This is a genomic window from Streptococcus salivarius (assembly GCF_000785515.1).
GTDB lineage: Bacteria > Bacillota > Bacilli > Lactobacillales > Streptococcaceae > Streptococcus > Streptococcus salivarius.
This window is the reverse complement of record NZ_CP009913.1, coordinates 1,677,737-1,689,822: the sequence shown is the minus strand read 5'-3', so window position 1 is coordinate 1,689,822 and position 12,086 is coordinate 1,677,737. Positions and strand designations below refer to the sequence as shown.

Sequence of the window (12,086 nt, the reverse complement as noted above, 5' to 3'; positions counted from 1 at the left end):
GATAGTCTACGGCAGTCGCTATGGCGATCTGGCTATCAACCTCACTAACTGCGTAAGGTCAGTGAAATATAAAAATATTGAAATAAGAGGTTTACAATGGGAGATAAACCGATATCCTTCAGGGATAAAGATGGAAACTTTGTTTCTGCGGCCGATGTTTGGAATCCAAAGAAACTTGAAGAACTCTTTACACGCTTAAATCCTAACCGAAAACTCCGTCTTGAACGTGAGCGTTTGGCAAGGGAAGAAGCAGCGAAACACCCTGAATTAAATGAAGAAACAGAGCAAGTCTAGCACTTGCTCTGTTTTTCTTATCCAAAATGGTAATCAAAAACAGCTACTCTAGCAAGAGTAACTGTTTTGATAATTAGGCGTTTAGAACCTTGTCCAAGAATTCTTTCAAACGTGGGTGTTGTGGGTTATCAAAGATTTGATCTGGAGTACCATCTTCGAGGAACTCACCGTCCGCAGTAAAGATTACTCGGTTGGCAACTTGACGAGCAAATCCCATTTCGTGAGTAACGATAATCATGGTCATACCTTGCTCTGCCAATTCTTTCATAACGTTAAGAACGTCTCCGACCATTTCAGGGTCAAGGGCAGAAGTCGGTTCGTCAAAGAGCATGATATCAGGATTCATTGCCAAACCACGTGCAATTGCCACACGTTGTTTTTGTCCACCTGACAAGCTATCTGGTGTTGCATCGGCCTTGTCAGCAAGTCCAACACGATCAAGAAGATCCATAGCTAATTTATCAGCTTCTTCCTTGTTCATACGTCCGAGTTCAACAGGTGCAAATGTCACGTTTTCAAGGACTGTCATATGTGGGAAGAGGTTGAAATGTTGGAAGACCATCCCGATATTTTCACGGGCTTTGTCAAGATTTGTCTTAGAATCTGATAATTCATAGCCATCAACGACTACTTTACCAGATGTCACTGTTTCAAGTAGGTTAAGCGTACGAAGGAAGGTTGATTTACCTGAACCTGAAGGACCGATGATACATACAACGTCACCTTCGTAGAATTTGGCGTCAATGCCTTTAAGGACTTCATTGTCGCCGTATGATTTGTGCAAGTCCTGCACATCGATTTTCAATTCAGCCATTATTTAAGTCTCTTTTCTAGTCGTTTAGCCAATTTCGTCAAGCATGTGATGATGACCAAGTAAAGGATGGCCAAGATCGCATACATACGGAATGATTGGTAGTTACGAGCAATGATGATTTTACCAGTTTGGAAGAGTTCAACCAAACCGATAGCTGATACGATAGTCGTATCTTTCAATGAGATAACAAATTGGTTGATGAAGTTTGGCAACATCAAGCGAACCGCTTGTGGCAAGATAACCTTACGCATTGTTGTATTGTAAGGGACACCCAAGCTTCGGCTAGCTTCCATCTGACCAATAGGAACAGCTTCGATACCACCACGTACAATTTCGGCAATGTAAGCACCACCGTTAAGTGAGAGGGCAATTGTCGCTGCCACAAAATCATTGATTGGTGATTGGTGACCAGTGATATTTTCAATCAAGTTAGGAATACCCCAGTAGATGAAGGCTGCAACGATCATCAATGGGATACCACGAACCACGTCAACAAAGACTTGCGAAATCACGCGGAGTGTCTTGTTTGGTGCAACTGCCATCATACCGAAGATAACACCGATAATCATGGCAATAGCAAATGAAAGAAGGGTCAATCCAAGGGTAATTCCAAGACCTTGGAGAAGTTGTTTGTAGTTGTTTTTAATCAAGCCTACGATGGTTGTTTCATCGGTAGCTTTTTTTGAGCTTCCTTCTTTTGATTTGTTGCTATCGAGGTATTTATTGATAATCTTATCGTAAGTACCATCTTTAACGATAGCAGCCAAACCATTGTTGAACATCTCAATCAACTCAGGATTAGCACCTTTTTTAACGGCAAAGCCGACTTCACCAGTGGCAATACCTTCGATTGGTGTTGTGAAGTTACGCCCTTGTTGGATAGCGTATAGAAGAACGGCTTCATCATCCATAAGAGCATCGATTGAACCAGAGTTCAAGCTATCGTACATAGTAGAAGCTTCATCGTAAGCACGAACAGTAAAGCCATATTCACCAGCATGGTCTTCCAACCATGAGTAAGATGACGTACCATTTTTAGCTCCTACAGTCTTACCTTTAAGATCCTTGTAAGATTTAACCTTACTTCCTTTAGCTACAGCCAAACGAATGTTTGATGTGTAGTAAGGATCTGAGAAGTCAAAGATTTGTTTACGAGCATCAGTGATGGTCATACCAGCCAATACGGCATCAGCTTGGCTAGATTGTACAGCATTAAGTGATGCATCGAAACCAGGGTTTGTCAATTTGACATTGAAACCTTGATTTTTAGCAATGGCATTGATGATATCGACATCGATACCTACATATTTACCTGAACCATTTTGGTATTCGAATGGAGCAAAAGATGAGTCCATTGAGATAGTGTAGGTTTCCTTAGCAGGAGTAGCTTTTGCGTTAGCATCACCAGTCAATTTAAGATCTGCTGAAGGTTTTGATGAAGAAGATTTTTCTGAGTCACCCAACCATTTGTTCATGATTTTGTCGTAGGTGCCGTCTTTCTTCATTTCTTTAAGAGCTTCGTTGAAGTCTTTGATAAGCTTCTCGTGTTTTCCGCCTTTTTTAACAGCGAAAGCGAAGCTACCGATAGATTCAGGCTTAATGTTGATAGCGTAGTCTTTTCCTTGACCAATAGCGTATTTAACAACTGGTGTGTCGTCCATAGCTGCGTCAACAGAACCAGAATCCAAGCTGTTGTTCATCAAGTCGCTAGTGTCAAAAGTTTTAACTGTAAAACCATATTTGCTAGCGTTTTTATCAAGCCAAGTTTGAGCAGCGGTACCGTTTTTAACACCGACTGTTTTACCCTTCAATTGTTTGTAGTCGCTGACTTTGTCGCTGCTACGTGTATAGATAACAATTGAGGTGTCGTAATAAGTGTCTGAGAAAGTGAAGACCTTCTTACGTGCGTCTGTAACAGTCGTACCGGCCATTAGGGCGTCTGCTTGGCCTGATTGAACAGCGTTAACAGCTGCATCGAAACCAGGGAAGGTTTGGTTAACATCCCAATTTTTACGTTTGGCAACTTCGTTGATGATATCAACGTCGATACCTTTGTAGGTCTGATCAGAATCTTTGAATTCAAATGGGGCATAGGCTGTGTCTGAAACGACTGAAATTGTTTCAGCAGATACCTTAACTCCGAAAACAAAGAAAACTGACATGGCACTCAAGAAGAGTGTCAGAAGTTTTTTCTTCATTATAAAAAGTCTCCTTTATAAAATACCTTCCTATTCTATCAAAAAAAAGGTCTTGTTATCAAACTTCTTGAAGTTCGATGTTAGGAAATGTAACAAGATTCGTTAGCTATGAGAGCTATCTGAGAAGAAGTTGACAAGCTTGTGTCAATTAGTTACACTGTAATCGAATACATGTAAGATTTGTTACAGGAGCTGAAAAATGAAGAAACGTATGCTTGAGAAATATACTAGCCGATATGATAAAGTTCCAAGTTGGCTGATGATTATGCTGTCCTGTTTTATTGCCTTGGGTTATTTCCTTATAAGTGGATTTCTATCAGGGATTGTTGTGGGAATTCCAATGGCTATTGTTCTTTCGTTCTTAGTATTAAATGGTAACATTCAGTTCCAGGATATAAATACGATTTCCTATAAAATATTTTCAACCTTGTATTTTCAGTTGGGAGCCTTTGCCTTTACTGCCTTAGCTATCTTTTTCTGGGTTAAAGTTGTTGAAAAACGTCCCATTCGTACACTTGGATTTTTCAAGGGTCATATTTGGTTGAACTTGCTTAAGGGCTGGGGGCTTGGGACTCTACTCTTGTTAGTTAGTTTCCTTGGGACTTATTTACTTGGAGGGTTAGAATTTGTTAAAGTAGACTTTTCTCAGAGAACCTTCTTATATATACTATTCCTAATACCTTTCTGGTTTATCCAAGGTGGAACCGAGGAACTGGTGACACGTGGTTGGTTACTTCAGACGGTGACTAATAAATTGAACCTTTCCTGGGGAATTGCTATTTCAAGTTCTTTCTTTTCAATATTACACCTAGGAAATCAAGGTGTTACCGCCTTGTCTCTTATCAGTATTGTTCTAGTAGGGGTTCTTATGGCTCTTTACATGCTCAAGACAGATAATATCTGGGGTGTTGCTGCCCTTCACGGTGCTTGGAACTTTACGCAAGGGAATATAGTTGGTGTGGCAGTGAGTGGACAGAATGCCGGTGGAACCTTATTACATTTTCAGGCCAGATCAGGCGTCCCTGATTGGTTGTCAGGTGGGGCCTTTGGCTTAGAAGGTAATATCGTCACTTGCCTCGTTCTAGTGGTAGGTATCATCATCCTTCGTCTACAATTGAAAAAAGAAAACTTTTAAGGCTGAGTTCAAAGACTCGGTCTTTTTACTTCTGTGTTAAAATAGAAGAAAGTTTGGAAAAGGGGAAGAGATGAGAGTTAGACTTGAGCGAGGTATGATTTGTGTACAAATTGTCTATGGACTTATATTTCTTGTCGCTTCCACCGGTCTATTCTGCTGGTTTCTTATAGATGATTATCGTTTTGGGAACTTTGTAGATAACTGTGTTGCCTTCTTCATTTTACTAATATTTCTTCATGGTCTGACTAATTTAGTTGACGGTATTGTGAGACTTAAAGGTCATAAAAAAATTTTGGAAATTAACAATGATACCTTTATTTATTATGGAAGGTTATGTGGACGAGTAACCTTTGAGATTCCGCTGTCTGAGATTGACTTGGTTATGAAGGATTGGTCAACGCCAATGGATGATGCCAAACACTCGTCGACTATATACTATATTCTAAAACGTATCGATGATTTCGGAAATATAAGGTCTTGGGAAAGGCAGAGATATAGAGTTTTATACATTTTTTTCAATGATAGTAAAACGGCTTTGAAATATGATAAAAAACTTGGTTTTCAGACACGAAAAAAGAGAAAATACGTTGCTGAGACACGAATGATTTACATTCCTATCGCAGAAGGAGAATTTTTCTCCGACCAAGAGATGAATGATTACATAAATGAAAGGAAAAAGAATGATAGATAGAAAAGAAGATAACCAATTCCATTTGGTTTCTAAATATGAACCTTCTGGGGATCAACCTCAGGCCATCGAAGCCTTGGTGGATAATATTGAAGGTGGTGAGAAGGCTCAAATTCTAAAGGGGGCGACAGGGACAGGTAAGACTTATACCATGAGTCAGGTCATCCAGCGCGTCAATAAACCAACCTTGGTTATCGCCCACAATAAAACTTTGGCAGGTCAGCTTTATGGAGAGTTCAAGGAGTTTTTCCCAGACAATGCTGTAGAATACTTCGTTTCCTACTATGATTTCTATCAGCCAGAGGCCTATGTACCGTCATCGGATACCTATATCGAAAAAGATAGCTCTGTAAATGATGAAATTGATAAGCTACGACACTCAGCAACGTCTGCCCTCCTTGAGCGTAATGATATTATCGTTGTGGCTTCCGTTTCTTGTATTTACGGTTTGGGTTCGCCCAAAGAATATGCCGATTCAGCGGTTAGTCTTCGTCCAGGCCAAGAAATTTCTCGAGATAAGTTGCTCAATGACCTGGTTGATATCCAGTTTGAGCGAAATGACATTGATTTCCAACGTGGGAAATTCCGTGTACGTGGTGATGTGGTCGAAATCTTTCCTGCCAGCCGTGATGAGCACGCCTTTCGTGTCGAATTTTTCGGTGATGAGATTGACCGCATCTGTGAGATTGAAAGTTTGACAGGACGCAATCTCGGTGAAGTTGAGCACCTTGTTCTTTTCCCAGCGACTCACTTTATGACCAACGAAGAGCATATGGAAGAAGCCATCAAGAATATTATGGAAGAGATGGAAGCTCAGGTTAAGCAATTTGAGGCTGAGGGTAAGCTCATCGAGGCTCAACGTATCCGCCAAAGGACAGAATACGATGTTGAAATGCTTCGTGAGATGGGTTACACCAATGGTGTTGAAAACTACTCACGACACATGGATGGACGTAAAGAAGGCGAGCCCCCCTTCACCTTGCTTGATTTCTTCCCAGAAGATTTCCTTATCATGATTGATGAAAGTCACATGACCATGGGTCAGATTAAGGGAATGTATAACGGGGACCAGGCCCGTAAGAAGATGTTGGTTGATTACGGTTTCCGTTTGCCATCAGCGCTTGATAACCGTCCACTTCGACGTGAAGAATTTGAGAGTCATGTTCATCAGATTGTCTATGTGTCTGCCACTCCAGGTGACTATGAGATGGAGCAAACTGAGACTGTCGTTGAGCAAATTATCCGTCCGACAGGGCTCCTTGATCCAGAAGTCGAAGTGCGTCCAACTATGGGACAAATGGATGACCTCCTTGGTGAAATCAATGCCCGAACTGAAAAAGGCGAGCGTGTCTTTGTAACCACTTTGACTAAGAAGATGGCTGAAGACTTGACTGACTATCTCAAGGAAATGGGTGTCAAGGTCAAATACATGCACTCTGACATTAAGACTTTGGAGCGTACTGAGATTATCCGTGACCTACGTTTGGGTGTCTTTGATGTTCTTATTGGGATTAACCTTCTTCGTGAGGGGATTGATGTTCCCGAGGTTAGTCTGGTTGCTATTTTGGATGCTGATAAGGAAGGCTTCCTTCGTAATGAACGTGGGCTTATCCAAACGATTGGACGTGCTGCCCGAAATAGCGAAGGGCATGTTATCATGTATGCGGATAAGATTACGGAGTCTATGCAAAAAGCCATGGATGAAACAGCTCGACGTCGTGAAATCCAGATGGCCTATAATAAGGAGCATGGCATTGTTCCACAAACCATTAAGAAAGAAATTCGTGACCTTATTTCGATTACCAAGGCTAATGAAGCAGAAGTGGCAGAGGATACTGTGGACTACAGTGCTATGAACAAGAAAGAACGCCAAGAAGCTATCAAGAAACTTCAAAAACAAATGCATGAAGCAGCAGAACTACTTGACTTTGAATTGGCGGCTCAAATCCGTGATATGGTGCTAGAATTGAAGAGTATGGATTAGAAACACTGAGCCTTGGGTTAACACTTTAACAAGATGGGCCAGAGAAAAATTGCAGCTTTTATTTTTTTAAATTTTAACCTTTTTGTATTTCTGATGCATGCTATAGAAGGTATAAAAATTGAAAGAGAGGGAGAGAGGGAGAATTATACGCAAATTATTTTTGAGCCCATGTGGACTATAAAAAGAGAACTTGTTTGGATACCAATGTTTGGTTATATATTGTTTATGGCTTTCTATGCTTCTATTTATCTGCATTTGCGACATCGAGAGTCGATTAAAAACTAATTGTTAAGATTTTACTTGACTACTTACTAGAAAGGACTATCTATGTCACGTTCACAAGCTACTATTCTGACCAACATGTGTCTCATCGAAGATGGTCATGGAAATATTGTCATGCAAATTCGCGATCCCAAGCGTTATTCTTGGTCGGGTGCTGCCCTACCTGGTGGTCATATTGAAGCACACGAGGGGCTAGTGGAGTCAGTTATTCGTGAGGTCAAGGAAGAAACTGGATTGACCATTAAAAATCCTAAATTGGTTGGTATGAAGCATTGGTACACAACAGAGGACGAGCGTTATCTCGTTTTCCTCTATAGAACTTCAGACTTTGAAGGAGACATTCATTCGACAGAAGAGGGAGAAGTCCGTTGGGTTGCCAGGGAGGACGTACCTAAGATGGAGCTGGCCTATGACATGCTCAACCTCCTGCGCGTGTTTGAAGAGGACCAACTCTCTGAACTTTTCTATCGTGAGCGTCTTGAAAATGACTTTATCCGAGAATTTTGGTAAGAATATGAACTATTTATTCAAATGAATGAATAGTTTTTTTGTCGTTAAAATCAGAAAGAAGAGCTTTAAATAAGCATTTTTTAGATTTTGTAATGACGATAAAATTAATAAAAATGAGAATTTTAATCAATAAAAGTTCATTTTTTCATTGACAAATGCATAATAATACATTATTATACTTATATAAGTTAATAAATATAGAAAAGAGATTGATTATGAAAACATGGAAAAAACTTTTGTTGGGATTTGCAGGGATCTTTGCTTTGACGACTTTAGCAGCTTGTTCTTCGTCGAAGGACACTTTGGAAAAGGTACAAGATAAAGGAACTTTGACAGTTGCTCTTAATCCACACTTTGCTCCTTTTGAATTCAAGACAATCCAAAATGGTAAGGATACGATTGTTGGGGCAGATGTCGAAATTGCTAAGGCTATTGCAGATGAGCTTGGTGTAAAAGTCAAATTCTCTGAAATGTCTTTTGATAATGTCTTAGCCAATGTTCAATCTGGTAAGGCAGACATCGCCATTTCCGGAATCTCAGCCACTGAAGAACGTCAGAAAATCTTTGATTTCTCAGATACCTACTATGAGTCTGAAACGGTTCTTGTTGTCAAAAAAGATGCAACAGGAACTTACAAACAAACGGGTGATTTTGCAAAAAAATCTGTAGCCGTTCAAAAAGGTTCTATTCAAGAAAATATCGCCAAAGCCAACTTGTCAGATGCTAATGTGGTATCCTTGGCACAACCTGGTGAAGCTATCAATGAATTGAAATCTGGTCAAGTTGAAGGAGTGGTTCTTGAAAAAGCCATTGCACAAGGTTATGTAGACCAAAACAGTGACTTAGCTGTGTCAGACATTACGCTCAAGTCTGATTCAAAAGATGCCTATGCCGTCGCAATGCATAAAGGAAGCGATAAGCTAAAAGCAAAGGTTAATAAGGTTATCGCTAAACTCAAAAAAGAAGGTAAGATTGACAGCTATGTTCAAGATGCCTATACTCTTTCACTTAAGAGTTCTACTAAATAAGGGGTTATTATATGAAGAAATATTGGTTTATCCTTACAGCTCTAGTCGCTACCTGCTTTCTAGTTGCTTGTAGCGGAAGTCAGGGAGTAAGTCCCAAAACGATTAAGGAAAAGAAGAAAATTGTCGTGGCAACAGAATCTGAATTTGCGCCTTTTGAGTTCAAATCGTTGGTTAACGGCAAAGATACGCTAGTTGGAGCAGATATCGAGTTGGCCAAAGCTATCGGTGAAAAACTCGGTGTAAAGGTTGAATTTTCAGTGATGTCTTTTGATAATGTTCTTGCTAACGTACAAAGTGGTAAAGCTGACATCGCCATTGCAGGGATTTCGGTGACAGACGAACGTAAGAAGGTTTATGATTTTTCAGACAGCTACTATACGTCAGAAAATGTAGTGATTGTCAAAAAAGACAAGGTAAATGACTACACAAGCACTGATAGTCTCGCAAAACAAACTGTCGGTACTCAAAAAGGGTCTGTCCAAGAAACAGTTGCTAAGAAACAAATCCCTAAGGCAAGTGTCGTATCACTGGCTTCAAATGGTGAAATGATTAACGAACTCAAATCAGGGCAGCTTCAAGCAGTTGTACTTGAGAAGGCCATTGCAGAAGGTTATATCGCTCAAAATGATGATTTAACCCTTGCCAACTTTAATCTCAAGTCAGATGGCACAGATGCTTATGCCGTCGCAACACGTAAAGGTTCGGATGACTTGCTTAAAGAAATCAATGCCGTCATCAAAGAGACTAAGGACTCTGGAAAATTTGACCAATGGTTGAAAGAAGCATCAACCTACAAACAAAGTAAGTAAATTTAAAACTCCCAAGCACCTGAAACGAGTCAATTTCAGGTGCTTTCATCAACAGTGAAAAGTCTTGTTTGGTGCTCGCTTTATTCACTTAAGGGGAGTCTCTAAAAATTCTTAAATCTAAAATGGGGCAATACCCCATTTTTTATTGAATTCTCTGCTAAAAACAGTTATTATCAAAGTAGGTAAGTCTGTTCAAATAGACAAATGACATCGTATAGAGTGCTTAAGAAAAGCAAGGAGAAACTATGGAGCTACCACGTTTTGGTGTTGAAGAATGGCTTAATGTCCATGAAAAATCTGCCATATATGATATCGCAGGAGTTTCAATTAAGGCCCTCACAATGGAAGAATTATTTGACCTATCAGGCCTTGATAAGGACGCCTTTTTTGCCCAACTACTAAAGAAAAAGATGGATTACGGCTGGATTGAAGGGTCACCAGATTTCAAGACTCAGGTGGCTAGCTTATACAAGAACATGCCGGTTGATAATATCCTCCAAACCAATGGGGCAACGGGAGCGACGATGCTAGCCCTTTACGCTCTGATTGAGCCTGGGGACCATGTCATCTCCATGTATCCAACTTATCAACAGCTCTATGACATTCCTAAGTCGCTAGGAGCAGACGTGGATCTCTGGGAGGTTGAGGAGGACAAGGGCTGGTTGCCTGATTTGGATCAACTCCGTCGTCTGATTCGCCCTAATACCAAGATGATCTGTATTAACAACGCCAACAATCCTACCGGTGCCCTTATGGACGCTGCATACCTCGAGGAGCTAGTGGCTATCGCTAAAGAAGTAGACGCCTATATCTTCTCAGATGAGGTCTATCGCAGTTTTGATCAGCCTGCGCCTTCTATTGTGGATTTGTATGAAAAGGGTATTGCCGTTAATAGTCTGTCAAAGACCTATTCCATTCCTGGTATTCGTGTGGGTTGGGTAGCTTCTAACACTGAGGTAGCGGACATTCTGCGTGACTACCGCGACTACACGATGATTTGTGCGGGTGTCTTTGATGATATGGTGGCTACCCTTGTCTTGGAAAATAAAGAGGCCATCTTGAAACGTAACCGTCAGATTGTAGAGGAAAATCTAGCCCTTATGGATGCCTGGATTGCTAAAGAACCTAAGGCGTCTTGGGTTAGGCCTGCTAGTGTTTCCACCTCTTTCGTCAAATTAGATGTGAATCGTCCTATCGAAGATTTTGCCTTAGAGCTTCTTCAGGACTACGGTGTGCTTGTGGTTCCGGGGAACCGTTTTGACAAGGAGTCCCATGTCCGCATCGGTTATTGTTGTGATAAGGAAGTCCTTCAAATGGGCTTAGAAAAACTGTCGCAATTTCTTAATAAATGTTGACAATACCACTAATTTTAAGTAAAATAAACGAGCAAAAATTATATTTATACAGGAGTTTCTTATGAAAAAACTATTCCTCGGAGCTATGGCTCTCCTTGCTGCTGTTACTTTGGTGGCATGTGGGTCAAAAAAAGACGCTTACGAATCTATTAAAGAAAATAAAAAACTTGTCGTAGCTGTCAGTCCAGACTATGCACCATTTGAGTTCAAAACTTTGGTTGACGGTAAAGACCAAGTTGTCGGTTCAGACATCAAGTTGGCACAAGCTATCGCTGATGAACTTGGGGTTAAACTCGAAGTGACAACTATGAGCTTTGACAATGTCCTTTCTAGTCTTCAAGCTGGTAAGGCTGACATTGCTATCTCTGGTATCTCAGTAACAGATGAACGTAAGAAAACCTTCGATTTCTCAGATCCTTACTACGAAACACAAAATGCTATCATTGTTCGTAAAGATCAAGAATCTACCTACTCAAGCTTAGATGCTTTCAAAGGTAAAAAAGTAGCTGTTCAAAAAGGTACTATCGAAGAAGGACTTGCTAAGAAACAGTTGAAAGACTCAACAGTCGTATCACTTACAGCAATGGGTGAAGCTATTAACGAAGTTAAGTCTGGCCAAGTTGATGCTGTAGACCTTGAAAAACCAGTAGCAGAAGGTTACGTGGCACAAAATCCAGATTTGGCTTTGGCAAGTGTTGCCCTCAAAGTTGACGATGGTGATGCTAAAGCAGTCGCTATGGCTAAAGGCAATGACAAATTGAAAGAAGCAGTAAACAAGGTTATCAAGAAATTGAAAGACAATGGTACTTACGACGAGTACATCAAGGATGCTTCTAAATATACAGCAGTTGAATAAAAGAGAGACTAGAGGATGATTCCTCTAGTTTTTTGTATGGTAAAGCCCCTGATAATCTCCAATAGTACTTAGAAAATAGCGTTGACATCAAAAATACTCAAACTTAAAAGATATTTCTTGACAGAAAAAGATC

The 12,086-nt window shown here is 40.4% G+C and carries 11 protein-coding genes; 9 read left to right on the top strand and 2 right to left on the bottom strand.

Translation table 11 applies throughout. The features are described 5' to 3' along the window. The first annotated feature begins 96 nt into the window (after positions 1-96). Entirely contained in the window at positions 97-294 is a 198-nt protein-coding gene (locus SSAL8618_RS07670) for a hypothetical protein (protein WP_002884415.1), read from the top strand. Positions 295-367: 73 nt separating this feature from the next. On the opposite strand, the gene SSAL8618_RS07665 is transcribed toward SSAL8618_RS07670, so the two are convergent. Together SSAL8618_RS07665 and SSAL8618_RS07660 are read right to left on the bottom strand one after the other, a co-directional pair. After that, complete coding sequence (locus SSAL8618_RS07665; protein ID WP_022496326.1) at positions 368-1,108, bottom strand: amino acid ABC transporter ATP-binding protein; 741 nt, start codon at positions 1,106-1,108, stop codon at positions 368-370. Further along, a complete protein-coding gene (locus SSAL8618_RS07660) occupies positions 1,108-3,306 on the bottom strand; it encodes an ABC transporter substrate-binding protein/permease (RefSeq protein WP_038676564.1) in 2,199 nt (732 codons plus the stop codon). Before SSAL8618_RS07660 ends, SSAL8618_RS07665 begins: the two co-directional genes overlap by 1 nt. A gap of 199 nt (positions 3,307-3,505) precedes the next feature. Between SSAL8618_RS07660 and SSAL8618_RS07655 the strand changes: the two genes are divergently transcribed. From SSAL8618_RS07655 to SSAL8618_RS07615, 8 genes are all read left to right on the top strand, one after another. Beyond that, a complete protein-coding gene (locus SSAL8618_RS07655; protein ID WP_038676562.1) occupies positions 3,506-4,441 on the top strand; it encodes a CPBP family intramembrane glutamic endopeptidase in 936 nt (311 codons plus the stop codon). 70 nt (positions 4,442-4,511) lie between these two features. Continuing rightward, positions 4,512-5,132, top strand: coding sequence for a hypothetical protein (locus tag SSAL8618_RS07650; protein WP_038676561.1), 621 nt, complete (start codon positions 4,512-4,514; stop codon positions 5,130-5,132). Next, positions 5,122-7,113 (top strand): excinuclease ABC subunit UvrB, encoded by a 1,992-nt coding sequence (uvrB, locus tag SSAL8618_RS07645; protein WP_038676559.1) that lies wholly within the window; start codon positions 5,122-5,124, stop codon positions 7,111-7,113. Before SSAL8618_RS07650 ends, uvrB begins: the two co-directional genes overlap by 11 nt. Positions 7,114-7,440: 327 nt before the next feature. Next, positions 7,441-7,905, top strand: a complete 465-nt coding sequence (locus SSAL8618_RS07635) for an 8-oxo-dGTP diphosphatase (RefSeq protein WP_038676556.1) — start codon at positions 7,441-7,443, stop codon at positions 7,903-7,905. Positions 7,906-8,120: 215 nt separating this feature from the next. After that, positions 8,121-8,933: a transporter substrate-binding domain-containing protein gene (locus tag SSAL8618_RS07630; protein ID WP_038676554.1), complete on the top strand. Its 813-nt coding sequence runs from the start codon at positions 8,121-8,123 to the stop codon at positions 8,931-8,933. An 11-nt stretch (positions 8,934-8,944) separates the two neighbouring features. After that, on the top strand, positions 8,945-9,742 hold the full coding sequence (locus SSAL8618_RS07625; RefSeq protein WP_038676552.1) for a transporter substrate-binding domain-containing protein: 798 nt from the start codon (positions 8,945-8,947) through the stop codon (positions 9,740-9,742). A gap of 245 nt (positions 9,743-9,987) precedes the next feature. After that, entirely contained in the window at positions 9,988-11,097 is a 1,110-nt protein-coding gene (locus tag SSAL8618_RS07620) for an aminotransferase (protein ID WP_038676550.1), read from the top strand. A 61-nt stretch (positions 11,098-11,158) separates the two neighbouring features. Beyond that, positions 11,159-11,953 carry an ABC transporter substrate-binding protein gene (locus SSAL8618_RS07615; RefSeq protein ID WP_002886806.1) on the top strand — a complete coding sequence of 265 codons (795 nt, stop codon included), beginning with the start codon at positions 11,159-11,161 and terminating at the stop codon, positions 11,951-11,953. Positions 11,954-12,086 lie beyond the last annotated feature (133 nt).

Bases quoted from the DNA above. Each gene is read 5' to 3' on its own strand.
- SSAL8618_RS07670 (WP_002884415.1), top strand. From the start codon at position 97: ATGGGAGATAAACCGATATCCTTCAGGGATAAAGATGGAAACTTTGTT.
- SSAL8618_RS07665 (WP_022496326.1), bottom strand. From the start codon at position 1,108: ATGGCTGAATTGAAAATCGATGTGCAGGACTTGCACAAATCATACGGC.
- SSAL8618_RS07660 (WP_038676564.1), bottom strand. From the start codon at position 3,306: ATGAAGAAAAAACTTCTGACACTCTTCTTGAGTGCCATGTCAGTTTTC.
- SSAL8618_RS07655 (WP_038676562.1), top strand. From the start codon at position 3,506: ATGAAGAAACGTATGCTTGAGAAATATACTAGCCGATATGATAAAGTT.
- SSAL8618_RS07650 (WP_038676561.1), top strand. From the start codon at position 4,512: ATGAGAGTTAGACTTGAGCGAGGTATGATTTGTGTACAAATTGTCTAT.
- uvrB (WP_038676559.1), top strand. From the start codon at position 5,122: ATGATAGATAGAAAAGAAGATAACCAATTCCATTTGGTTTCTAAATAT.
- SSAL8618_RS07635 (WP_038676556.1), top strand. From the start codon at position 7,441: ATGTCACGTTCACAAGCTACTATTCTGACCAACATGTGTCTCATCGAA.
- SSAL8618_RS07630 (WP_038676554.1), top strand. From the start codon at position 8,121: ATGAAAACATGGAAAAAACTTTTGTTGGGATTTGCAGGGATCTTTGCT.
- SSAL8618_RS07625 (WP_038676552.1), top strand. From the start codon at position 8,945: ATGAAGAAATATTGGTTTATCCTTACAGCTCTAGTCGCTACCTGCTTT.
- SSAL8618_RS07620 (WP_038676550.1), top strand. From the start codon at position 9,988: ATGGAGCTACCACGTTTTGGTGTTGAAGAATGGCTTAATGTCCATGAA.
- SSAL8618_RS07615 (WP_002886806.1), top strand. From the start codon at position 11,159: ATGAAAAAACTATTCCTCGGAGCTATGGCTCTCCTTGCTGCTGTTACT.